This is a genomic window from Parageobacillus sp. G301, from assembly GCF_030268025.1.
GTDB classification, from domain to species: Bacteria; Bacillota; Bacilli; order Bacillales; family Anoxybacillaceae; genus Parageobacillus_B; species Parageobacillus_B toebii.
In genome coordinates this window covers 1,018,595-1,040,561 of record NZ_BSDB01000002.1, presented here as the reverse complement: position 1 = coordinate 1,040,561, position 21,967 = coordinate 1,018,595, and the positions used below count along the sequence as shown (strand labels likewise).

General features: G+C 41.9%; 24 protein-coding genes. 2 read left to right on the top strand and 22 right to left on the bottom strand.

Going from position 1 to position 21,967, the window contains the following annotated elements; all coding sequences use genetic code 11:
- Positions 1 to 31 precede the first annotated feature (31 nt).
- From QSJ37_RS13990 to QSJ37_RS13980, 3 genes are all read right to left on the bottom strand, one after another.
- Positions 32 to 811, bottom strand: coding sequence for an undecaprenyl-diphosphate phosphatase (locus QSJ37_RS13990; protein ID WP_285755716.1), 780 nt, complete (start codon positions 809 to 811; stop codon positions 32 to 34).
- Positions 812 to 845: 34 nt separating this feature from the next.
- The gene (gene uptA, locus QSJ37_RS13985) at positions 846 to 1,439 is read right to left on the bottom strand and encodes an undecaprenyl phosphate transporter UptA (protein ID WP_285755715.1); all 594 of its coding nucleotides are present in this window, start codon (positions 1,437 to 1,439) and stop codon (positions 846 to 848) included.
- A 150-nt stretch (positions 1,440 to 1,589) separates the two neighbouring features.
- Entirely contained in the window at positions 1,590 to 2,855 is a 1,266-nt protein-coding gene (locus QSJ37_RS13980; protein ID WP_285755714.1) for a cation:dicarboxylate symporter family transporter, read from the bottom strand.
- Positions 2,856 to 3,060: 205 nt separating this feature from the next.
- Between QSJ37_RS13980 and sigK the strand changes: the two genes are divergently transcribed.
- On the top strand, positions 3,061 to 3,771 hold the full coding sequence (sigK, locus tag QSJ37_RS13975; protein ID WP_285755713.1) for an RNA polymerase sporulation sigma factor SigK: 711 nt from the start codon (positions 3,061 to 3,063) through the stop codon (positions 3,769 to 3,771).
- A 132-nt stretch (positions 3,772 to 3,903) separates the two neighbouring features.
- Here the strand turns inward: sigK and QSJ37_RS13970 are convergent, their stop codons facing one another.
- The 7 genes from QSJ37_RS13970 to QSJ37_RS13940 form a co-directional block, all read right to left on the bottom strand.
- Positions 3,904 to 4,392: a DinB family protein gene (locus QSJ37_RS13970; RefSeq protein WP_285755712.1), complete on the bottom strand. Its 489-nt coding sequence runs from the start codon at positions 4,390 to 4,392 to the stop codon at positions 3,904 to 3,906.
- Between the two features lie 195 nt (positions 4,393 to 4,587).
- A complete protein-coding gene (locus QSJ37_RS13965) occupies positions 4,588 to 5,145 on the bottom strand; it encodes a DUF3231 family protein (RefSeq protein WP_062677187.1) in 558 nt (185 codons plus the stop codon).
- Positions 5,146 to 5,646: 501 nt separating this feature from the next.
- Positions 5,647 to 5,877, bottom strand: coding sequence for a YrhC family protein (locus QSJ37_RS13960; protein WP_285755711.1), 231 nt, complete (start codon positions 5,875 to 5,877; stop codon positions 5,647 to 5,649).
- A 68-nt stretch (positions 5,878 to 5,945) separates the two neighbouring features.
- Positions 5,946 to 7,082 (bottom strand): bifunctional cystathionine gamma-lyase/homocysteine desulfhydrase, encoded by a 1,137-nt coding sequence (locus tag QSJ37_RS13955; protein WP_285755710.1) that lies wholly within the window; start codon positions 7,080 to 7,082, stop codon positions 5,946 to 5,948.
- Entirely contained in the window at positions 7,083 to 8,006 is a 924-nt protein-coding gene (locus tag QSJ37_RS13950; RefSeq protein WP_285755709.1) for a PLP-dependent cysteine synthase family protein, read from the bottom strand. It lies immediately after the preceding gene.
- Between the two features lie 55 nt (positions 8,007 to 8,061).
- Complete coding sequence (gene mtnN, locus QSJ37_RS13945; protein ID WP_285756144.1) at positions 8,062 to 8,760, bottom strand: 5'-methylthioadenosine/S-adenosylhomocysteine nucleosidase; 699 nt, start codon at positions 8,758 to 8,760, stop codon at positions 8,062 to 8,064.
- 20 nt (positions 8,761 to 8,780) lie between these two features.
- The gene (locus tag QSJ37_RS13940; protein ID WP_285755708.1) at positions 8,781 to 9,422 is read right to left on the bottom strand and encodes a class I SAM-dependent methyltransferase; all 642 of its coding nucleotides are present in this window, start codon (positions 9,420 to 9,422) and stop codon (positions 8,781 to 8,783) included.
- A gap of 393 nt (positions 9,423 to 9,815) precedes the next feature.
- On the opposite strand from QSJ37_RS13940, the gene QSJ37_RS13935 reads away from it, so the two are divergent.
- Positions 9,816 to 10,022, top strand: coding sequence for a YrzA family protein (locus QSJ37_RS13935; RefSeq protein ID WP_013400339.1), 207 nt, complete (start codon positions 9,816 to 9,818; stop codon positions 10,020 to 10,022).
- Positions 10,023 to 10,050: 28 nt separating this feature from the next.
- Here the strand turns inward: QSJ37_RS13935 and QSJ37_RS13930 are convergent, their stop codons facing one another.
- The 12 genes from QSJ37_RS13930 to alaS all read right to left on the bottom strand — a co-directional run bounded on the left by QSJ37_RS13930 (position 10,051) and on the right by alaS (position 21,732).
- Positions 10,051 to 10,659, bottom strand: coding sequence for a YrrS family protein (locus QSJ37_RS13930; RefSeq protein WP_285756143.1), 609 nt, complete (start codon positions 10,657 to 10,659; stop codon positions 10,051 to 10,053).
- A gap of 84 nt (positions 10,660 to 10,743) precedes the next feature.
- Positions 10,744 to 12,522 carry a peptidoglycan D,D-transpeptidase FtsI family protein gene (locus QSJ37_RS13925; RefSeq protein WP_285755705.1) on the bottom strand — a complete coding sequence of 593 codons (1,779 nt, stop codon included), beginning with the start codon at positions 12,520 to 12,522 and terminating at the stop codon, positions 10,744 to 10,746.
- Positions 12,523 to 12,570: 48 nt separating this feature from the next.
- Positions 12,571 to 13,047, bottom strand: a complete 477-nt coding sequence (greA, locus tag QSJ37_RS13920) for a transcription elongation factor GreA (protein WP_041269715.1) — start codon at positions 13,045 to 13,047, stop codon at positions 12,571 to 12,573.
- 131 nt (positions 13,048 to 13,178) lie between these two features.
- Positions 13,179 to 13,814 carry a uridine kinase gene (udk, locus tag QSJ37_RS13915; RefSeq protein WP_015864590.1) on the bottom strand — a complete coding sequence of 212 codons (636 nt, stop codon included), beginning with the start codon at positions 13,812 to 13,814 and terminating at the stop codon, positions 13,179 to 13,181.
- Position 13,815: 1 nt separating this feature from the next.
- Positions 13,816 to 15,084, bottom strand: a complete 1,269-nt coding sequence (locus QSJ37_RS13910; protein ID WP_285755704.1) for a peptidase U32 family protein — start codon at positions 15,082 to 15,084, stop codon at positions 13,816 to 13,818.
- A gap of 27 nt (positions 15,085 to 15,111) precedes the next feature.
- Positions 15,112 to 16,041, bottom strand: a complete 930-nt coding sequence (locus tag QSJ37_RS13905) for a peptidase U32 family protein (RefSeq protein ID WP_285755703.1) — start codon at positions 16,039 to 16,041, stop codon at positions 15,112 to 15,114.
- The gene (locus QSJ37_RS13900; RefSeq protein ID WP_285755701.1) at positions 16,038 to 16,691 is read right to left on the bottom strand and encodes an O-methyltransferase; all 654 of its coding nucleotides are present in this window, start codon (positions 16,689 to 16,691) and stop codon (positions 16,038 to 16,040) included. Before QSJ37_RS13900 ends, QSJ37_RS13905 begins: the two co-directional genes overlap by 4 nt.
- Positions 16,692 to 16,830: 139 nt before the next feature.
- The gene (gene mltG, locus QSJ37_RS13895; protein ID WP_285755700.1) at positions 16,831 to 17,925 is read right to left on the bottom strand and encodes an endolytic transglycosylase MltG; all 1,095 of its coding nucleotides are present in this window, start codon (positions 17,923 to 17,925) and stop codon (positions 16,831 to 16,833) included.
- Between the two features lie 117 nt (positions 17,926 to 18,042).
- Positions 18,043 to 18,330, bottom strand: a complete 288-nt coding sequence (locus QSJ37_RS13890; RefSeq protein WP_015864595.1) for a DUF1292 domain-containing protein — start codon at positions 18,328 to 18,330, stop codon at positions 18,043 to 18,045.
- A 14-nt stretch (positions 18,331 to 18,344) separates the two neighbouring features.
- The gene (gene ruvX, locus QSJ37_RS13885) at positions 18,345 to 18,761 is read right to left on the bottom strand and encodes a Holliday junction resolvase RuvX (protein ID WP_285755699.1); all 417 of its coding nucleotides are present in this window, start codon (positions 18,759 to 18,761) and stop codon (positions 18,345 to 18,347) included.
- Between the two features lie 3 nt (positions 18,762 to 18,764).
- Positions 18,765 to 19,031 carry an IreB family regulatory phosphoprotein gene (locus QSJ37_RS13880; protein ID WP_015864597.1) on the bottom strand — a complete coding sequence of 89 codons (267 nt, stop codon included), beginning with the start codon at positions 19,029 to 19,031 and terminating at the stop codon, positions 18,765 to 18,767.
- A gap of 67 nt (positions 19,032 to 19,098) precedes the next feature.
- A complete protein-coding gene (gene alaS, locus QSJ37_RS13875; RefSeq protein ID WP_285756141.1) occupies positions 19,099 to 21,732 on the bottom strand; it encodes an alanine--tRNA ligase in 2,634 nt (877 codons plus the stop codon).
- Positions 21,733 to 21,967: the final 235 nt, after the last annotated feature.

The window sequence follows — 21,967 nt, the reverse complement described above, 5'->3', positions numbered from 1 at the left end:
ATAGCGAATGGAGTAAAGACAATCAACCACATTAAAATCTCCCTGCCATTTGGAAAACGAGAACAATCATCCCGAGTAACCATACATACATCGCAAATCCTTTTAATGAATGACGCTTTAAATAATTAATCATCCAGCGCACTGCAATATAGCCAAATAACGCCGAAGAAACCGTTCCGATCATAAGCGCGCTTACAGAAATATTTTCTACTTTCCCTTCCAATAAATCTAGTGATTGTAAAACGATTCCTCCCGCAATCGCTGGAATTGACAACAAAAACGAAAAATATGCAGCTGTTTCGCGATCGAGTTTACGCAACAATCCTCCGACAATCGTAAGCCCCGAACGTGAAATTGCCGGAAAAATGGCTGCGGCCTGAAATGTCCCGATCACAAACGCATCGGTATATGTAATGTCATCCATTCGTTTATACCCATGCTTTGCACCATCAGCTATCCAAAGAAATAAGCCAGTTACTAAAAATTCCCATCCAATAGTCGCTCCTGTCTTGGAAATTTCTTCAAAGTAATCTTTAAACAACAACCCGACAACAACTGCCGGAATCGTCCCTATCACTAACAAAAACGTTAGCTTGCTAAACGGCTTGCGAATCATATAGAGCAATTCCTCTTTGTAAATAACAAACACGGCTAACAGGGTGCCGATATGAAGCATAGTATCAAGGAATAACCCCGCCTCATCAAGCCCAAACAAATGTCTCCCCAAATATAAATGACCCGTACTGCTGATTGGCAAAAACTCCGTAAGCCCTTGAATCATCCCTAAAATAAACGCCTCTATTTTTGTCATCGTTCTCTCCCCCAACATTCCCCTTAAAAAACAATTATGTTCGTTTTCGACGATAAACTTGAAGCGCAATATAAATGACAGTAACCACAATCGCAACGATGATCACCGGTCGCAAATAAGGCTGGGCAATCTCATCAATTTCTTTCCAGTGGCTTCCTAACCGTTCCCCTAAAAAAATAAAGAAAATGGACCATGGGATAATCGCACACGTTGTATAAAGGGTAAATTTTTTCCATGACATTTTTGCGATACCAGCCGGAATGGAAATAGCATGGCGCACAACCGGAATAAAGCGCGCGGTAAAAATGACGCCCGAGCCGTATTTTTCAAACCATTGCTCTGATAAATCGAGATGTTTCTTTTTAATCAATAAATATTTTCCATACTTATCAAGAAACGGTCTTCCCCCGTAGTATCCCATCCAATATAGAAAAAGCTGAGCGATCGTTCCGCCGATGGTTCCAGCTATCACCGCTCCAACAAATGATATTTCCTCACGTGATACTAAATACCCCGCATATGCTAGCACAATTTCACTTGGAATCACCTCAATCATTAATGCCAAGGCAATTCCGATATAGCCTAAGTCCGCTAAAAATGTAAAAATATTTTGTACGAATTCGTGCATGGTTCTTCCTCCTATGTATTATGTACTCTTAGCCAAGCATCCCACTACAACCTTATTCAGCATCAAATTATACTATACTACGTGGAAGAAAAAAAATAAGTCCTTATACTGAAAAAGCTGTCCTTTTCTAACAGGACAGCTTTTTCAGCATTATGCACTTTGTTGCAATTGTGCAATGTATTGTTTTCCTTTTTCTTCGTTATATTGGCCTTCCCATTTTGACATAATGACCGCTGCTAATGAGTTGCCAATAACATTCACCGCTGTGCGCGCCATATCTAAAATGCGGTCGATTCCAGCGATAAATGCTAATCCTTCTATCGGAATCCCAACCGTGCCTAATGTAGCAAGCAGCACGACAAAGGATACACCTGGCACCCCAGCGATTCCCTTCGAAGTCACCATTAACACAAGCAAAAGCGAAATTTGCTGCGAAATCGGCATGTCAATACCGTACAGCTGCGCGATAAAAATGGCAGCCAACGCCTGATATAACGTAGACCCGTCTAAGTTAAAGGAATAACCTGTTGGAATGACAAAGGATGTAATCGCTTTTGGACAACCAAAATTTTCCATTTTCTCCATAATTTTTGGAAGAACGGTTTCCGAACTTGCTGTACTATAAGCAAGAATTAATTCATCTTTCAAAATTTTTATAATATGAAAAATATTTATACCAAATAACTTAGCAACACCGCCAAGCACTGCAAAGATAAAGAACAGCATCGTTGCGTAAACAACAATGACGAGCTTGCTGAGCGGAATAAGCGACTCTACCCCAAACTTAGAAACGGTTACACCAATCAGCGCAAACACGCCGAACGGCGCAAACTTCATAATTTGGTTTGTTACATAAAACATCGCTTCTGCTGTACCTTGGAAAAATTGAAGCACTGGCTTTCCTTTTTCGCCAATCGCCGCTACTCCTAAACCGAACATAACAGAGAAGAAAATGATCGGCAGCATATTTCCTGTGGATAACGATTCAAAAATGTTTTTTGGAACAATATTAACAAAAGTTTCTACCATCGAATGATGCTGCACTTCGTTTGTTGTATCAACATAGCTTTGAATATCTGTTTTTTCTAATGATTTCATATTAACGCCGGCCCCTGGCTGAAAAATATTCGCTGCCAATAAACCGACGACAATCGCGATCGTTGTGATGATCTCGAAATAAATAATCGTTTTGCCGCCTAATTTTCCAAGCTTTTTCAAATCTCCAACGCTGGCGACTCCAACTACAAGGCTAGAAATAACAATCGGAATGACAATCATTTTGATTAAACGGAGGAAAATATCCCCAATCGGCTGTAAATAAGTGGCAACCTTCGGATTTCCGTAAAAAATGGCTCCCACGATAATCCCTAGAATGAGACCAATGAAAATTTGCCAAGCTAATCCAATTTTTCTCATTCATTCGCCCCCTCCTTTTACGACATTTTTAGACAAAAAGAGACAAAAATATTCTACTATTATATTTTCGTTATGTCAAGAATATTCATATAATATTGTCATTGAATTCCAATTTCTTTTTTGTGTCCAAACACGTACAACCCCGCTTCATCATATACATAAGTAATAGGCAATCACCTAAAACAATAAAGGTGGGGGTAACACGATGTCAGGCATTTTATCTGCGTTCACATTCCTCATTAAAGAATTACTGTTTTTAGTATCATACATTAAAAACAACGCATTTCCCCAACCGTTAAGCGCCAAAGAAGAAGAAAAATACTTACAGCTTATGGCGAAAGGAGATGAACAAGCTCGTAATATTTTAATTGAACATAATTTACGCCTCGTTGCACATATTGTAAAAAAATTTGAAAATACCGGCGAAGATGTAGAGGATCTAATTTCCATTGGCACCATCGGCCTTATTAAAGCAATCGAGAGTTACTCTCCAGGCAAAGGGACAAAATTAGCGACATATGCAGCTCGCTGCATTGAAAACGAAATTTTAATGCATTTGCGCTCATTAAAAAAAACGCGAAAAGATGTCTCGCTGCATGAGCCGATCGGGCAAGATAAAGAAGGAAATGAAATTAGCCTGATCGACGTCTTGAAATCGGAAGGAAACGATATCATCGATGAAATACAGCTAAATATGGAACTCGAACAAGTGAAAAAATATATCGATGTACTCGATGAACGGGAAAAAGAAGTGATTATCAGCCGCTTCGGCCTTGATATGCAGCGGGAAAAAACACAGCGGGAGATCGCAAAAGAACTCGGCATCTCAAGGAGCTATGTATCGCGCATCGAAAAGCGCGCATTGATGAAAATGTTTCATGAGTTTTATCGGAATGAAAAGGAAAAGCGGAGATAAATACGCAAAAGGTGTCCCAAGATTACTGTTGGGACGCCTTTCCTTATTCTTATTTTGTTTGCCTCAAAAGGCTTCAAACTGTCGAACTTGGGTAATCTCCAAAAATAGTTTGAATTTGTTTTCTGGTTGCCATTATTCCTTGTTCGCGTTCCTTAAATAGTAAATATAGTCTGTAGATATTCCCTGATATCCCAATTGTCTAATCATAGCTGAAATATTACCACGATGATAAGTTCCATGGTTAACTATATGGTAAATAATTTCACGAATACTGTTACTAAAACGCTGCCCTTTCGTGTTATTATAAACTACTGTTTCTTCCAAATCATCTTTAAGATTGAGAAATTCTAAAATCTCATTATGCAAATGGGTAAATGCATCATTAATTTCTTGTGTTGTCTTAAATTGCTTCGATTCGATGAAATTCACACTTTTTCCGTTTATCCTTAAAAACCATAATTCATCCACGGCATACATATGTGCAAAAGTTTGTGAAATGGAAGGAAAAATGCTATTTACTTCCTTATTAATGATTTCTTTTGGCAACTTACTTAGATGTTCTATAAGTTGTTTGTTTGCCCACGAGTGATAATAAAAAAATTGCAATGTTAACTTTTTCATTTTCTAATTCCCCCTAATTTTTGCGATATCCAACAATTCGCTTGATTTTTTGAAATTTCCTGCTACATACCCCTGTTAGTTTCATAAGTTTTATCGAAATGAAAAGGAAAAGCGGAGATAGCCTCATACTTTCGTAAAGAAAAAGGAGCAATGTCAGGCGATTGCTCCTTTCAGACTGTTGACAAGCTGCAAAAATCAGTCTTTCTTATTATCGAATAAATTATCAACTGAATAATAAAAAGGCGGAACTCTTAACCAACCCTTTTTCTCCATTAAAGGTTTTAAGGTTAAAGCAAAAGTTACTTTCATCATTTGATATTTTGCAAATAAATAGCCAACATCGGCACGAACTGCTTCAGTTAAACCACGTGCTGCTGACATAATACCCACGACTAGATTATAAGCAAGGAAATTGGCTATTTCTTCATCTGAAAGTTTCGCTCCTTCAGGTAAAATTCGATAATCGCCGATCGGCTTTTCCGGTGTGGTTTCAGGTAATGGAATCCCTTCCTTTTTAAAGAACTGCTGCAATTCTTCAATTATTGGACGGTGGATATTATTAATAATGTCTTCTAGTTTCTCTTTTAATTCTTCATCCTGAACAATATTATACGCAATTTGATCAGAGCGTAAAGTTTGCTCGGTGCCGTTCAAATAAAACCATAAATTCATTACTTCGCCAACATGCAAAGGCTTCTTTTCGCCATCTAAAAAAGGCCCAAAAGCATCTTTTATAGCTTCAAATGGATTCAAAAAAAATCCTCCCTTAAAAAATTAAACTGAATTTATGATTATAATTTGCTTTTCATTGACTTTTTATACTTTTTTATAAATGTTTCTGAAATATTACTGCCCTGTTAGCCACCTATGCCACGTTTCATGGCGCCACAGATTATGCAAGAATTCTGTTCTCCCATGAAAAGGAAAAGACGAGATAAATGCACGAAAAACGGGACAGCCATAATGACTGTCCCGTTTTTAGCATATGTTATTTCACCAAAATTTTTGTTTACTACATACAGCTTGTTTTGCTGATTAATTTTGCGCTTCCACGCTTACTTCCGCCGTTATAATCAATGCTATCACTGCAGTAATCACAATCCCCATCACCATGGCGAACATCCCAATATTCCTCCCCTATCATTCTTTAATTACTATTTTACATGTAAAAATAATGCATTTCGTTGCATGGTTTTGAACATTTTATGAAACTTCAAAGAAAACGCCTGCTCTTCTAAACGAAGAAGCAGGCGTTTATTCATCTATTTCACGCAAAAGCCGAATATATTTGATCGCTCGTTCAAAAAAGGAAAACGCGCCGATTAACAATATCGCAATGAAAGGAAGCAAATACGCCTTTTTCTCCGGCGCGATCGTAGGAAGAAGCGTGCCAATATACAAAAAGACGCTTAATGCCAGCAATACACCAGCAAACATTTTATAATCAGCCGCTTTTTCCTTCCAATGCTGCTTTTGTTGTTCCATCGTATCCCCCACTTTCCATTCTTAACTGTAACTGTACCATATGGGACAGCAAATGTGGGGATGTAATTTTAACCATGCAATGCTTGGGCTAAATCTTCGATTAAATCTTCCACATCTTCCAATCCGACAGAAATGCGGATCAGCCCCTCGGTAATGCCTAATTGTTCGCGGCGTTCTTTCGGAATGGATGCATGCGTCATTTTCGCCGGCAGCGAAATTAAGCTTTCGACTGCTCCCAAGCTTTCCGCAAGCGTAAAATAGCGGACACGGTTTAACACTTGATCCGCTTTCTCCGCGCTTCCGACATCAAAGGAGACCATGCCGCCAAATCCGCGCATTTGTTTTTTGGCAACCTCATAGTTTGGATGTGTTTCCAATCCTGGATAATACACTTTTTGGACCGTTGGATGGCTCGCTAAAAATTCAACAATTTTTCTCGTGTTTTCTTCATGCTCCTCCATGCGCACGCCAAGCGTCTTGATGCCGCGCATTAAAAGCCATGAATCTTGCGGGCCGAGAATTCCTCCGGTAGAGTTTTGAATAAAATGCAGTTTTTCTGCCAACTCTTCCGAATTGACAACCGCCAATCCAGCGACGACATCGCTGTGGCCGCCTAAATATTTCGTCGCGCTATGGACAACAATGTCGGCGCCAAGAGCAAGCGGCGTTTGCCAATACGGGGTGCTGAACGTGTTGTCGACGATCGTAAGCAAGCTATGCTTTTTGGCGATGGTGGAAGCAGCTTGAATGTCCGTAATTTTTAAGAGTGGATTGGTTGGCGTTTCAATGTAAAGCGCTTTCGTATTCGGCTGGATATGTTTTTCGATGTTGGAAAGATCGCTTGTATCAATAAAAGTCGATTCAATCCCCAAGCGGTTTAACACTTTCGACATGACGCGATATGTGCCGCCATACACGTCGTCCGTTAAAAGGACGTGGTCGCCGCTATTAAACAGCATCATGACTGCCGTAATCGCCGCCATCCCGGAGCCAAACGCAAATCCGGCATATCCTTCTTCTAAATCTTTAATCAGCTCTTCTAACGCGTGGCGGGTCGGGTTGCCAGTACGCGAATATTCAAAACCTTTATGGCCGCCGATTCCTTCTTGTTTATACGTGCTGACTTGATAAATCGGAATAGAAACCGCTCCCGTATGCGGATCACCCGGGATGCCTCCGTGAATCAGTTTTGTTTTTCGTCTCATTTAAATCCCACCTTCATAAATTTTTTTGCTTAAATACCGCTCGCTGCTATCCGGGAAAATAACAACGATATTCGTTCCCGGTTTCGCCTTTTTGGCCTCAAGCAATGCGGCGTGAAACGCAGCGCCTGAAGAGCTTCCGACAAGCAGCCCTTCTTTTTCGGCAAGTTCTTTCACCCACTTAAACGCGTCTTCATCGCGAATTGTATGAATCGCGTCAAAATAGCTTGGATCCATATAATCCGGCAAAAATTCCATTCCAATTCCTTCTGTTTTATGCGGCCCCGGCTCCCCGCCGTTTAAAATCGACCCTTCTGGTTCGACAATGACTGTTTTAATGTTCGGATTTTTTTCTTTTAAAAACGTTGCCGTTCCCATAAACGTTCCGCCTGAACCTGCTCCGGCGACAAATATGTCGATTTGTCCATCAAGGTCTTCCCATAGTTCCGGGCCGAGCGTTTTATAATATGTTCTTGGATTGGCCGGGTTGGCAAACTGCTGTGGGCAATAGGAGTTCGGGATTTCGCGGGCAAGTTCTTGCGCCTTGCGGATCGCTCCTTCCATTCCTTCGCTCGTTGGTGTATGGACAATCGTTGCTCCTAGCGCTTTCATGATTTGCTGCTTTTCGATGCTGAATTTCTCAGGAACGCAAAAAATCACGTTGATGTTTTTGCCAATCGCCGCCAGCGCCAGCCCAATGCCGGTATTTCCCGCCGTCGGCTCAATGATCGTTCCGCCTTCCTTTAATTTTCCTGTCTCTAATGCGTCGCGCAATAACTCTTGGCCAAGCCGGTCTTTAATGCTGCCTCCCGGGTTGAAATATTCCAATTTGGCAAATATGCGAACACCCTCGGGCAACGGAATTTGCGTAATTTCCACCACCGGCGTATATCCAATCAGCTCATGCACATTTTTGGCCACTCGCATGTTTGTCACTCCATTTCTTTACAAATATAGATCGAGGAAGGAATTCCTTCCTCGATTATTTTTGCAGCGATGACACGATGGACAGGACTAAATCAGCTGAATGTTTGGCGGCAGTATCTAAAAATTGCTCAAATGATACATCGGATTCTTTGCCAGCAATATCGGACAACGCCCGAATAATGACAAACGGAACAGCAAATTGCGTGCATACTTGGGCAATTGCCGCCGCCTCCATTTCAACAGCGCATAAATCCGGAAACTTGCCGCGGACAAATTCAACGCGCGCCGGATCGTTCATAAACGAATCGCCGGTCGCAATGAGTCCGGTTACTACTTGAATATCCTTGATTTGCTTCGCGTTTTGCTCCGCGATCTTTACTAATGTTTCATCCGCTTTATAACGCGCCGGCATCCCCGGCACTTGGCCGTACTCATAGCCAAAGGCCGTCACATCAACATCATGATGTACTACTTCATTGGAAATGACGACATCCCCAACATTTAGCGTGGATAAAAAGCCGCCCGCTGAACCGGTATTAATGACATAATCTGGACGGAATCGCTCCAATAAAATCGCTGTTGACATCGCTGCGTTTACTTTTCCGATTCCCGATTTCAACAGAATGACATCAGCACCGTTTAAGCGTCCTGTCGAAAATTCGCAATTAGCGATCACTGTTTCTTCCCGATCTTCTATTTTGTCGCGTAAAATGGTTACTTCTTCTTCCATTGCACCAATAATCGCTATTTTCATTTGTCTCCCTCTTTCTACTTTTACTGTTTCACCGCTTCCATCACCCATACAAATGCATTCTTTTGCGTAAACGCGATGGTAAAGCCATTTTTTTCAAATAGTTTTGTTAATACATCAAGCGTCGTATAATACTCACGTTCTAGGTCATCCGCTAAATGATGAAATCCGCGCTCCCTTGCCTCTTCCACCGCGCGCTGAAATGCTTGGCGATCGCGAAACGCCGTATCGGCAAACACTATTTTATCACCTTTTTTTAATAGATTGCCATACTTGGCGATTGCCTTCCCTTTTTCCTCGTCGGTGAGATGATGAAATGCATAAGTGCTAACAATGGTATTAATCGGCTGAGGAGGAAGAGGAAATTGCAAGAAATCCCCGTCGACAATCGATACGTTGTCACCAAGTTTTTCACGCGCTTTTTTCCGCATCGGTTCAGACGGCTCAATACCGTATACTGTTTTTCCTTGTTCCAACAGCTTTTTCGTTAAATTTCCCGTTCCGACGCCAAATTCAAGTACAACACTTCCCGCTTTGCTGGCAACTGTATTTAAAATATCTTCATAATTCGCAAACACTTCACGATATTCTTCATCATATCCTTCGACAGATTGGTCATAGGAATCTGCCCATTCTTCAAACAAATCAAGAAATTCTCTCCCCATGTGATGTCACACTCCATAATTTTTATAATTCCTATGAATATACTATGTTTTTTGTTTTAAATCTGTTCTCAATGTATCATAAGTTTTTATTTTCTTCAACGAAAATATAAAATGCAACAAGCTTATAGTCTCCGACAATCGAAAAATATATGGTTCTTTGCACTTTTTATCAAGAAATTTTTCGACTGTCGGAGGCAAGTCGATGACTTGCCTTCGTCACGCATAAGCGTGACAGATGACCGAACAACACCGTAGCGGACAAATGACATTTGTCCGCATAACGGGTTGTTGTTCGGTTACCGACAGTCGAAAAAATAGATCACAAGAAGCAGAATTTATAGATAATGCTGCTGAAGTTTGCTACACTTGGCGGTGAAAGGAGGAATGATGGATATGAATATTTCCCTTGATCTCATTGAAGATAAAATCGAATTTTTTGAAGCAGATGATTTGCAGACGCTAGAGAAAAAAATTAACGAACAAATTGAACATAATAAAGCGCTATTGCTTCATGTCCACCACGTTTCCCACCAAATGCATGTGGCGGAAAACGGAAAGCGGTTTTACAGCGCAGTGGTTCACTTTAAGGCGAAAAAATAAGCGGATTTCCTGTAAAAAGGAAATCCGCTTATTTTCTTAATTTCTGCACTTTCGTCGGTTTCCATCCTTGGTTTTCCACCCATTCAATATATACTTTGTAATACTGTGCTTTATCTCTAGTAGAGATCGTTGCTACAGCTTTATTCGGTCCGTTGTTGCCGATAAACCAAACAATCATATCGGATTGGGGAAGGCCGGTCGCATAACTAACGGCGTCTAACATTTCCTTCCAATCCACAGAATCTTTCTTAAACTGGGTGACATGTGGTTCAGATTGTGTCGTACCAATCGGCTGCCATGCAGGATTCACAATTTCTGTTTCTATATTCGACCCAGGAGGCCCTGGAGTTTCTATCACTTCTTGCTCTTCTTCGCTCGTTTCTTCCTGATCTGTTTGCTCACTTTCTTCGTCTTTCTCTTGTTGTTCATTAATCTCTACTTCCACTTTTTTTTCGTCACTATCTTTTTTGACTTCTGTCTTTGGCTGTGGCTTTGCTGCTTGTTCGCTCGATCGGCCGTCATCGGAAAACAAATTCCATGCGATAACGATAATGAACAAAACTACTATGGCAATCGCTGTATTGAGAATACGATTGATTTTACGGCGCTTTGCCCGCTGTGCAAAACGCTGGCCCATTTCGTTTGCCAACCGTTTCACCCCTCCTTCGTATAACTGTCCTTATTGTATCAGATGATGCTCCTCTAATAAACAATTTCGTTGTTATCGCCGATTTCTGTCCCGATTGTCAAATTCATATATTTTCTGAACAAGATCATAAAATACATCGTTTGTCACCGTCTGTGAGCCGGGACAGTCCAACTCTACGACAACGAGCGCGTATCTCGGTTCATCGGCAGGAAAATAGCCGGCAAACCATTTATTAACCAACTCTTCATTATGGAACATTTTCCCTGTTTCCGCCGTTCCTGATTTTCCGGCTACCGCATATGGAAGTGACTGAAATCGGCGCCCTGTGCCGCGTTCATCAGCAACCACTTTTCGCAATAATCGCTGCAGTTTACTCGCGGTGACAGGAGAAATCGGCTGTTCATCGGAAAAAGGCTGCTGTGGAAACGTAAAAAAGGTGGTGCCGTTTTTATATAAAACTTTACTTACTGCTCTCACTTGCTTTGCCTCGCCATTTCGCGCAATGGTGGCCATCATATTGGCAACCGCAAGCGGCGATACACGCACATCTTTTTGCCCGATCGACGTTTGTGCCACAGCAAGCGGTATACGCTTATCTTTGGCATCGTGCCAGATCGTTCCCTTTCGTTCTTCTGGAAATTGCTCAAAATTGGTCTCATGATATACGTCTCCTTGCCATCCTGAAAGCGGATATAATCCCAGCTTTTTTGCATATATTTCAAGAATGTCAGGGTCTTGTTGAACGAGTTTTTTTCCAAGTGTCGCAAAAGCATTGTTGCAGCTTGCGGCAAAACTTTCTTCAAATCCTAACATTCCGTAAGAATGAACATCATCAGGCGTCACTCCGTCTATTTTTTTACTGCAATCAAACGTTGTTTGTTTGGAAACCATTCCTTTTTCTAGCGCTGCTGCCGCAACAACAGTTTTAAATATCGATCCAGGGGTTTGCGGCAAAATCATTTGATTTTCCGCTCCGTGATTTTTATATGGATTTCGAGGATCCATATCAGGGCGGCTAACCATGGCAAGCACACTATTCGTTTCGATGTCCAACAATACAATGCCGCCTTTTTTCAAGTGATGCTTTCGAACAACAGTTTCAGCGATTTGCTGCAAATCACGATCGATCGTCGTTTGAACAGAAACGGGATAAAATGGATTGCCAGGATCACTATACTTCACATTAATCCCAAATAAAGGGCCGCCTTCCGCATCGACATGGTACAATAGCTTCGTTTCTCCCTCCGGGATTAAAAATTCGTCAAACGCCTTTTGCAACCCATGAATTCCTACTTCGGTATTTGGTGAAAGGTGCCGTTTTGGGTAACGGGAACGCAAAAGCCGGGTGTCCGTGCGGGTAAAACCAATTAAATGTTGTGCATATGTCCTCTCAAGCGGATGCTGTTTTTGAACCGCGAACACACCAGGAATATGTAATTGATTAATTTTTTCCATTTGTTCTTCTGTCAACACAAACGGAGCACCATCGATGGTAAAAATAAACGGTTCCTTTGCTCTTTCCAGTTGATCGATAATGAGATGAGGAGAGATATGGAGGATTTTTGCTAATTTTTCTACAGGCCACTCCATCGTCTTTAAAAAAGGGAACAAAATAAGAGAAGGAATATACTCATTCGTAAGCGGCTTTCCGTGCCGATCAATAAACGTTCCCCGTCCATTATCAATGACCATTTCTTGTGTTCGTTGTTCGACGCTTTTTTCGATCAAGTTTACTTTTTTATTCGAAAACGACTCTGTGCTAATCAGTTGAATTTGAACAAGCCGCCCGATAAGAAGAAAAATTCCAATTTGAATAATAGAAAGTATAACCATTGCTCGTTTTTTCCACATAAAAAAACACCTCATCTTCATTTTCGACGAGGTGTTTCGTTTTAAAACCTATTTTACTGCAACAATTTTGACAAGCATTTCGCCTCCTGGCGTTTGTACCGTAACTTCTTCCCCAACTCTTCTGCCAAGAAGCGATTTTGCAATTGGAGAGTCGTTAGAAATTTTTCCTTCAAACGGATCCGCTTCTGCGCTTCCGACAATCGTATATGTTTCTTCTTCCCCATCTGGAAGTTCGATAAACGTAACCGATTTTCCTAGCGAAACCACATCTGGATTTTCGGTGTCCTCTTCGATAATAACCGCATTGCGGATCATGTTTTCAAGCGTTTGAATTCGCGCTTCTACAAATGCTTGTTCATCTTTTGCCGCATCGTACTCGGAGTTTTCCGATAAATCGCCAAATCCGCGGGCGATTTTAATGCGTTCTACTACTTCTTTTCGCTTTACTGTTTTTAAATACTCAAGTTCCTGTTCCAGTTTCTCTTTCCCCTCTTTTGTCATTGGAAATTGCTTTTCGTTTGCCATCATGCTTCACTCCTCTATATATATTGTTGTTATGATGCAAAAAATGTGTTTATGTAAAACGTACGAACAACAAAAAAGCTGCTCGTACGCTTACTTGTTATATAAATATTTATTTTGTTTATGTTATGTTATTATAAAAACGATTTTTGTTCAAGAATTGTGCGAATTTTTGTAACCATTAAATCAATGGCTACATGATTGTGGCCGCCTTCTGGAATAATAATATCGGCATAACGCTTCGTCGGCTCCACAAATTGATTATGCATTGGGCGAACGACGGAAACGTACTGTTCGATCACCGACTCCAGCGTACGGCCGCGCTCATTAATATCACGGAGCAAACGGCGAATAATGCGAATGTCCGCATCTGTATCCACATATACTTTAATATCCATTAAGTTGCGCAATCGCTCATCCTCTAATACAAGAATCCCCTCTAAAATAATAACATCTTTTGGCTCAACGTGAATAACTTTATCGGATCTCGTATGAAGCTTGTAATCATAAACTGGCTTTTCGATCGGCTCATACCGCAATAATTTGTGAATATGTTCGATCAACAAATCGTTATCGAACGCAAGCGGATGGTCATAATTCGTCCGCAGCCGCTCTTCAAACGGGAGATGGCTTTGATCTTTATAGTAAAAATCTTGCTCAAGCACTAAAATCGAGCGATCGCCAAAATGCTCATAAATCGCCCTGGCCACACTTGTTTTCCCCGATCCGGACCCGCCGGCAACACCGATGACAACAGGCTTCTTCCCCATGTTAGATCTCCTTTCTCATCATGTTGTATGGGAAGACTTCTCGCTCTACTTTAAACTTGACAATTTGCAATGGATGGCGTGCGGCATCTAATTCGTTTCCATCTTCGTCCCAAATTTTTTCCACTACTTGTGTGAAGTTTTCAATTTCCGGTCCAAAAAATTCGACTTCATCTCCTGGTTTAAAAAAGTTGCGTTGTTGTAATGTGACGATCTTCGTTTCTTTATCATAATCCAGTACAAGACCGGCAAATTCATGGCTTGTTTTTCGGCTATGAGAACCGTACATATGATCTGTATAGCCCGGCATTCCCTCAAAGAAAGATGGAGCCGTATCGCGGTTGGCGCATTTATCCAACTCTTTTATCCATTCTTCGCGAATGACAAAATTGTCTGGATCGGCGCAATAGGCATCGATCACTTTGCGATAAACACTCACGACTGTCGCCACGTAATGGATCGATTTCATCCGCCCTTCGATTTTCAAGCTGTCGACGCCTAATTCAATCATCGTTGGAATCGCTCGAATTAAGTTCAAATCTTTTGCGCTCATCGCGAACGGTGCATCATTTTCATCAAACAACGGTATTTCTTTATCTCCTTCTAATTGATATAAATCGTAATCCCAGCGGCATGATTGACAGCATCCCCCGCGGTTGGAGTCGCGTGCCGTCATATGGTTGCTTAATACACATCGGCCGGAGTACGCGGAACACATCGCCCCATGAATAAACGCCTCAATTTCAATATCGACTTTTTCTTTAATTTCCCGAATTTCTTCCGCGGTCGTTTCGCGTGCGAGCACCACGCGTTCCAATCCTTCTTCTTTCCAAAATTGAACTGCTTTCCAGTTTGCCATCGACTGCTGCGTACTCAAGTGCACTTCTAATTTTGGCGCCACCCGACGCGCCGTTTCGATAATGAGCGGATCAGCGACAATAATGCCGTGAACACCTGCTTGTTCTAGCGCCTGCAAATATTCTTCAAGTCCGGGAATGTTTTCGTTATGTGCATAAATGTTCGCTGTCACATACACTTTTGCGCCATATTGGTCCGCAAAGCGCACTCCTTCTGCAATTTCTTCAAGCGTAAAATTGTCGGCGTTGGCGCGTAAGCTATATTCTTGTCCACCGATAAATACTGCATCTGCTCCATAATGCACGGCGATTTTTAGCTTTTCTAGGTTGCCGGCTGGAGCGAGAAGCTCGGGCTTCTTCACAATCACGCGCTTGCCGTTAATGACCTCGGAAATTTTATCGTTTTTTAACAGCATCCGACTGCTCCTCCTTTTCTATTTGTATTAGTAAACCGTTTCTTTAAAGAAAAATCCGGTATCCAACGGGCGATGTTTTGGCTGGATCGCTTCGATTTTCGCCAGCAGCTCATCCTTTTCTTCCTCGTATTGCTTCCGATTTTCGGCACATAAATCAATGGCGCGGCGATATAGCTTTGTCACTTCCGTAATATAGTCTGGCTGATGCAATACTCCATCAATTTTGAAGCTGTCGATGCCTGCATCCACCATCTCACTAAGCTCATCAATAATGCAAATATCGTTCGGGCTCATAATATGCGTGCCGTTTTCATCTTCAAAAATCGGATATTTACTATCGCGTTCTTTATCGTACAAAAACATGCCTTTTTCATATTTTTTTCGTTCGATTTCCATTACTTTTCCTTGATATTCGAAATAGTTTCCAATTAAAGAGCGTTTAGATTGATACATGCAGGTCATTCCGTGCACTTGCACTTCAATTTCTACTTCGGCGTGCTCTTTAATTTCCAAAATCGCATCCATATTTAATTCCCGGGCGAGGACAGCGCGCTTCGCTCCTTTCCTTCCCCAATAATTGCACGTATACCAGTTTGTTGCTGTCGTTTCTGGATTCCAATGCAATTTCATATGAGGAGCCACTTCACGTACAGTCATTAAAACCGCCGGGTCGCCAAAAACAATCGCATCCACGCCTGTATCAGAGAGAAACTTTATATAATCGCCAAGTTCGTCCACTTTATCGTTGTGGAAAATCGCATTCATCGCAACATATACTTTCATGCCATATGGACGGGCGATTTTCACCGCCTCTGCCACATCCGCACGGGAAAATTCTCCCGCTAGGCGCAGACCGTAACGCTGCTGGCCGATCATCACCGCATCAGCGCCGGCATTGGCTAAATCATGTATATGAGAAACGCTCGTCGGCGTCACTAATAATTCTGGTTTTTTCACTGCTTTTCACCTCGTTTTCGTGATATGGCGATCCCATCGCCGATCGGAAGAATGACTGTTTCGTAATCAGACCGCCCGATAAGCCATTCGTTGTAGCGGCGAATTTTCGACACTAACTGGCGAATCCGTTTATTTTCAACCGGCTTTTCGGTTGCGACAAGCCCTTTGAATAATACATTATCCGTAATGATCATGCCGTTTTCTTGCAATAATGGCTCATACATTTGAAAAAAACGCTGATATTGCCCTTTCGCTGCGTCAATAAATATGACATCAAACGGGGCATATTTCACGACATCATTGTATACGTTCAGCGCATCGCCGAAAATCACGCGAATTTGCTCACTTGTCCCCGTTTTGTTTATATAAAAAAGCGCGCGCTCATATCGCTCTTCATCCCGCTCAATGGTCACGATATTTGCATCAGGAAGCGCTTTTGCCATGCGAATGGCGGAATAGCCAATAGCAGTGCCGATTTCTAAAATGCGCTTCGGCTTGGCAATTTTTAATAATTGCAGCATCGTTTCAATTCCGGCAATCTCCATAATCGGAATATGATGCTGCTTGGCGTAACGTTCTATCTCTTTTATTTGTTCATCCCGTTCAGGGATAAACTGTTCAAGATAATGTGCTACTTCTTTTAATATCAAAAGAGTTCCTCCTCGTAAAAATAAGAGTCACATAAGGACTCTTATTACAGGATGGTGATTGATAACTTTATATATACTACCATAAAACATGCGAAATGCGAAATATTTTTGCTCCTGCTCCAGCGATTCACATATCATTCTATTGTTTTCCAATGTATTTTTCTTTCTCGCGATTATGTTCTTCCAATGTCTTTGTAAAAATGACATCCCCTGCTGGTGTGGCAAGAAAATACAAATAATCGGTTTTCGCAGGTTTCAGTGCCGCTCGAATCGACATTTCCCCAGCGTTCGCAATCGGTCCCGGAGGAAGTCCTTTATAAATATACGTATTATAAGGAGATTTCACTTCTAAATCTTTATAATAAACGCGGTCTTTATGTTTACCAAGCGCATATAAGACAGTAGGGTCTGTTTGCAACGGCATGCCTGCGCGGAGACGGTTGTAAAACACGCTCGCGATTTTTTCGCGATCTGCCTTTTCTGTCGCTTCTTCTTCAATTAAGGAAGACATCGTTAAAAGCTGATGTGTCGTCATGTTCATTTCTTTCTTATCACGTTCATACTTTGCTAATACTTTTTCTGTTTTTCTTAACATCGTTTCCACAATCTCCGCAATAGAAGGTTTTTTTTCATGAAAGAAATAAGTAGCAGGAAACAAATAACCTTCTAGTGGGTAGCGTATATTTTTATTTAAAATATCTTTGGATAAAATGGACGGGTATTTTTGAATAAGATTTTCGATATATTTGCGGTCATTTAATTGTCGAAGCACTTCTTCTTTCTTATACCCTGTTTTCTCCGCAATAATAGCAGCAATTTGCGTAATTTGCGTCCCTTCCGGAATAGTCAGCTTTAACCCCTTTTTTTCTGTTACTTTTCCTGTTTTTAAGACGGCAATAATATCTTCCATCGACATGGATCGATTTAATCGGTATTCTCCCGCTTGAAAACCAACATGGTTTTTCAACTTCACGTAATAGCGAAACACCAATGAGCTTTTAATTAGCTGTTTTTCTTCTAACATATTGGCAATATCATTAACAGAAGAGCCGATCGGTATCGATATATGAACAGGAGTGCGGTCATCCGGATCGACGGGTTGTAACGCTGATTTTATATAGAAATAGCTTCCTCCTGCTATAGCGATGCATGCGATAAAAACAGCGATGCAAACAATCAACACAATCTTTCGTACAATTTGTGCATCTTTTTGAAAAAATTGGTCATTATACATGGAAAACCTCCTTTCACTCGTGATATTATACTACAAACTTTCACATTTTTCGCTATCCTCCTGCTTTTTTCTACAAAAAAAGATGGCCCATCTATCATCGGCCATCTTTGTATTTTCTTATTCTTCATCTTGTTCGGCGCAGAACGTATTCCATACCTCTTCAATCATTTCCCATTCTTCTTCTGATTCAATCGGCAACAATTCTCCTTCTTGCTCTCCCTCTCCTGGAATAAATGCCGACACATGAATTTCCGTTTCTTCCTCATCTTCAAATTCTGCGCCTACCGGATAATAAAACACATAAGATTTTCCAAAATCCTCTGATTCAAACGTAAACAATATTTCACACAATTGTTCGTTGCCGTTTTCGTCGACAACAGTAATATGTCGATCTCCGTGTTCCATATTTTCTCCTCCATTTACTGTTTGCTGTCAAGATATGACTGTAAAATAACAACAGCCGCCATTTTATCGATGACTTGCTTTCGTTTTTTCCGGCTGACGTCAGCGGCGATTAACATCCGCTCCGCTACCATTGTGGATAAACGTTCGTCCCACAATATAACAGGAAGCGAAAATTCGCTCTCTAATAATTTAGCAAAGCGCTGACTCGCCTCTGCGCGCGGTCCGACTGTACCATTCATATTTTTTGGAAATCCAACGACGATCGTATCGACTTCGTATTCATCAATAATTTCCCGGAGCCGTTTTAATCCATATTCTCCGCGTTCCTCGTCAATCGAAATCGTTTCAATGCCTTGCGCAGTCCAGCCTAATTCATCGCTAACGGCCACCCCAAGCGTCTTTGTTCCTAAATCAAGTCCTAATACACGCATACGTTAATCCTTTCGCTGTCCTTGTAAATAGAATTTCACTAATTCTTCAATTAATTCATCGCGCTCCACTTTTCGAATTAACGTCCGGGCATCTTTATGACGAGGGATGTAAGCAGGGTCGCCAGATAGTAAATAACCGACAATTTGGTTAATTGGATTGTACCCTTTTTCTTGAAGAGCGTCATACACCGTTAACAACACTTCACGAATATTCGTTTCGGCCGGCTCTTCAGAAAAATGAAACTGCATGGTTTGGTCAAATGAGCTCACCGTTCCACCTCTCTCCGTTCTGGCATCTCCCTATCTTACATCCATTGTACACTATCTTTGCCAATTATCAAACGGATTTTATCCATTGTTCGACATATTGCAAGGCTTCTCCGACTTTGCTTGGGTCCTTTCCGCCTGCCTGCGCCATGTCAGCTCGGCCGCCGCCTCCACCTCCGCAGCGAACGGCAACTTCTTTAATCAATTTTCCGGCATGATATCCCTTTTCAATTAAATCATTTGTAATTCCGGCGATCAAGTTTACTTTTTCCCCTTGTACAGCCGCTAATACGATAATCGCCGATCCTAATTTTTGTTTTAGTTCATCCACCATTGTGCGCAAATGATTCATGTCATTGGCATTTACTTTGCTTGCTAGCACAGGAATTCCGTTTACCTCTTTCACTTTGTTTACAAGGTTGGCTGCTTCCATGTTTCCGAGGCGTGCCGCAAGTGATTCATTTTCACGCTGCAATTGGCGGATCTCGTTCATTAACGCATCAATGCGATTAACAATCTCTTTCGGATTCGTTTTTAATTTTTGTGCGACTTCTTGCAACAAGGTGATTTGTTCATTCATGAAGCGATACGCCGCTTCGCCTGTCACGGCTTCAATCCGGCGAGTGCCTGCGCCAATACCCGATTCAGAAACGATTTTAAACAAACCGATTGCCGAAGTGTTTGGTACATGGCAGCCTCCGCAAAGCTCTAAACTGTAATCGCCTACTTGCACGACACGGACGATATCCCCGTATTTTTCGCCGAATAAAGCCATCGCACCCATCGCTTTTGCTTCCGCAAGCGGCTTATAGAAAATCTCGACAGGAATGCTGCGCCAAATTTTTTCATTGACAATCGCTTCGATGCGTTCTAACTCCTCTGGTTTTACTTGTCCAAAATGCGAGAAGTCAAAGCGCAAGCGGTCTGGGGCGACTAGCGATCCTGCTTGGTTGACGTGTGGCCCGAGCACGTCTTTTAACGCTTGATGCAACAAATGGGTCGCCGTATGGTTTTTAATAATGTTCGCTCGTTTCACTTCATCGATTTGCGCTGTATATGTTTCTCCTTTTTTCAACGTTCCTTTTTCGACAATGATATGATGCAGATGCTGCCCGTTTGGCGCTTTTTGGACATCTTTTACAAACGCTTTTGTCGTCTCATTTTCAATCCATCCCTGGTCAGCGATTTGACCGCCGCTTTCCGCATAGAACGGGGTTACATCCAATATAATTTGCGCTTCTTCTCCTTCTTTCACTTCATCGACAAGCTGGCCGTCTTTTACGATAACGGCGACAGTAGATTGCGCATGAAGCTGATCGTAACCGACAAACTCGCTTTCTGTTTTGATATCGCCAAGCACACCGCCTTGTACTTGCATCGAATCAACATCTTGGCGAGCAGCGCGAGCGCGCTCACGTTGACGTTCCATTTCCCGTTCAAATCCGTCATGGTCGACTTTCATTCCTTCTTCATGCGCGTATTCTTCCGTTAGTTCAACTGGAAAGCCGTAAGTATCATAAAGGCGGAACACATCTTCTCCGGAAATGATATTGCTTCCGCGCTCTTTTTCTTTTTGGATAACGTTTGCTAAAATCGCCAATCCTTCATGAAGCGTTTCATGGAAACGCTCTTCTTCATTTTTGATGACTTTTTGGATAAACGCCGCTTTTTCTTTTACTTCTGGATAGAAGTCATTCATAATTTCGCCAACAACTGGCACCAACTCATACATAAACGGACGTTCAATATGGAGTTGTTTTGCATAACGAACCGCGCGGCGCAACAAGCGGCGCAATACATATCCTCGACCTTCATTAGATGGAAGCGCTCCATCGCCAATCGCAAACGTGACCGCCCGAATATGGTCGGCAATCACTTTAAACGCCACGTCTTTTTCCTTATCGACACCGTATTTTTCCCCGGAAATTTGTTCTGTTGCGCGAATGATTGGCATAAATAAATCTGTTTCAAAGTTGGTTGGCACTCCCTGCAAAATCGAGCACATCCGCTCTAGTCCCATGCCTGTATCAATATTTTTCTTCGGAAGCGGTGTATACGTGCCGTCTGGGTTATGGTTGAATTGCGAAAATACCAAGTTCCAGACTTCTAAATAGCGGTCATTTTCCCCGCCTGGATACAACTCTGGATCGTTTGGGTCATTTCCAAACTCTTCGCCGCGATCGTAGAAAATTTCTGTATTCGGTCCGCTCGGGCCTTCCCCGATATCCCAGAAGTTCCCTTCTAAGCGAATAATGCGTTCTTCCGGAAGGCCGATTTCTTTATGCCAAATTTCAAATGCTTCATCGTCTTCCGGATGAATCGTTACAGACAATCGGTCCGGATCAAAACCAATCCATTTTTCACTTGTTAAAAATTCCCACGCCCAATGAATCGCTTCTCGTTTAAAATAATCGCCAATCGAAAAGTTTCCGAGCATTTCGAAAAATGTATGGTGACGTGCCGTTTTTCCGACATTTTCAATGTCGTTTGTACGAATGGACTTTTGTGCGTTACAAATGCGCGGGTTATCTGGAACTACGCGACCGTCAAAATATTTCTTTAATGTAGCAACACCGCTGTTAATCCACAACAATGACGGATCATCGACAGGAATGAGCGACGCACTCGGTTCAACCGCATGGCCTTTTTCTTTGAAAAAATCTAAAAACATTTTCCTTACTTGTGCGGAAGTAAGTTTTTTCATCATGATCCTCCCTTTCTTCGCCGTATTGAACTTGAATATAAAAAACTCTCATCCCCTTCAGGGACGAGAGTTACGCTCGCGGTACCACCCTGTTTATGAACGGCAAGCCGTTTCATCACCTCAAATGCCGTAACGTGGCTATTACGTCAGGTTTTGCCTGCGCTCCGGATTAGCGTTCTGTTACCCTTCATCTGGAATTTCTTTCAGCCGCGGAAATTCCTCTCTGTGCGCGAGC

What these genes read in the sequence shown, in the direction of transcription:
- alaS (WP_285756141.1), bottom strand. Translation starts at nt 21,732, where the DNA reads ATGAAAAAACTTACTTCCGCACAAGTAAGGAAAATGTTTTTAGATTTT.
- QSJ37_RS13910 (WP_285755704.1), bottom strand. Translation starts at nt 15,084, where the DNA reads ATGCTGTTAAAAAACGATAAAATTTCCGAGGTCATTAACGGCAAGCGC.
- QSJ37_RS13940 (WP_285755708.1), bottom strand. Translation starts at nt 9,422, where the DNA reads ATGGGGAGAGAATTTCTTGATTTGTTTGAAGAATGGGCAGATTCCTAT.
- greA (WP_041269715.1), bottom strand. Translation starts at nt 13,047, where the DNA reads ATGGCAAACGAAAAGCAATTTCCAATGACAAAAGAGGGGAAAGAGAAA.
- uptA (WP_285755715.1), bottom strand. Translation starts at nt 1,439, where the DNA reads ATGCACGAATTCGTACAAAATATTTTTACATTTTTAGCGGACTTAGGC.
- QSJ37_RS13925 (WP_285755705.1), bottom strand. Translation starts at nt 12,522, where the DNA reads ATGTGGAAAAAACGAGCAATGGTTATACTTTCTATTATTCAAATTGGA.
- sigK (WP_285755713.1), top strand. Translation starts at nt 3,061, where the DNA reads ATGTCAGGCATTTTATCTGCGTTCACATTCCTCATTAAAGAATTACTG.
- QSJ37_RS13955 (WP_285755710.1), bottom strand. Translation starts at nt 7,082, where the DNA reads ATGAGACGAAAAACAAAACTGATTCACGGAGGCATCCCGGGTGATCCG.
- udk (WP_015864590.1), bottom strand. Translation starts at nt 13,814, where the DNA reads ATGGGGAAGAAGCCTGTTGTCATCGGTGTTGCCGGCGGGTCCGGATCG.
- QSJ37_RS13980 (WP_285755714.1), bottom strand. Translation starts at nt 2,855, where the DNA reads ATGAGAAAAATTGGATTAGCTTGGCAAATTTTCATTGGTCTCATTCTA.
- ruvX (WP_285755699.1), bottom strand. Translation starts at nt 18,761, where the DNA reads ATGCGTGTATTAGGACTTGATTTAGGAACAAAGACGCTTGGGGTGGCC.
- QSJ37_RS13990 (WP_285755716.1), bottom strand. Translation starts at nt 811, where the DNA reads ATGACAAAAATAGAGGCGTTTATTTTAGGGATGATTCAAGGGCTTACG.
- mtnN (WP_285756144.1), bottom strand. Translation starts at nt 8,760, where the DNA reads ATGAAAATAGCGATTATTGGTGCAATGGAAGAAGAAGTAACCATTTTA.
- QSJ37_RS13970 (WP_285755712.1), bottom strand. Translation starts at nt 4,392, where the DNA reads ATGAAAAAGTTAACATTGCAATTTTTTTATTATCACTCGTGGGCAAAC.
- QSJ37_RS13950 (WP_285755709.1), bottom strand. Translation starts at nt 8,006, where the DNA reads ATGCGAGTGGCCAAAAATGTGCATGAGCTGATTGGATATACGCCGGTG.
- mltG (WP_285755700.1), bottom strand. Translation starts at nt 17,925, where the DNA reads ATGTATAATGACCAATTTTTTCAAAAAGATGCACAAATTGTACGAAAG.
- QSJ37_RS13935 (WP_013400339.1), top strand. Translation starts at nt 9,816, where the DNA reads ATGAATATTTCCCTTGATCTCATTGAAGATAAAATCGAATTTTTTGAA.
- QSJ37_RS13930 (WP_285756143.1), bottom strand. Translation starts at nt 10,659, where the DNA reads ATGGGCCAGCGTTTTGCACAGCGGGCAAAGCGCCGTAAAATCAATCGT.
- QSJ37_RS13890 (WP_015864595.1), bottom strand. Translation starts at nt 18,330, where the DNA reads ATGGAACACGGAGATCGACATATTACTGTTGTCGACGAAAACGGCAAC.
- QSJ37_RS13960 (WP_285755711.1), bottom strand. Translation starts at nt 5,877, where the DNA reads ATGGAACAACAAAAGCAGCATTGGAAGGAAAAAGCGGCTGATTATAAA.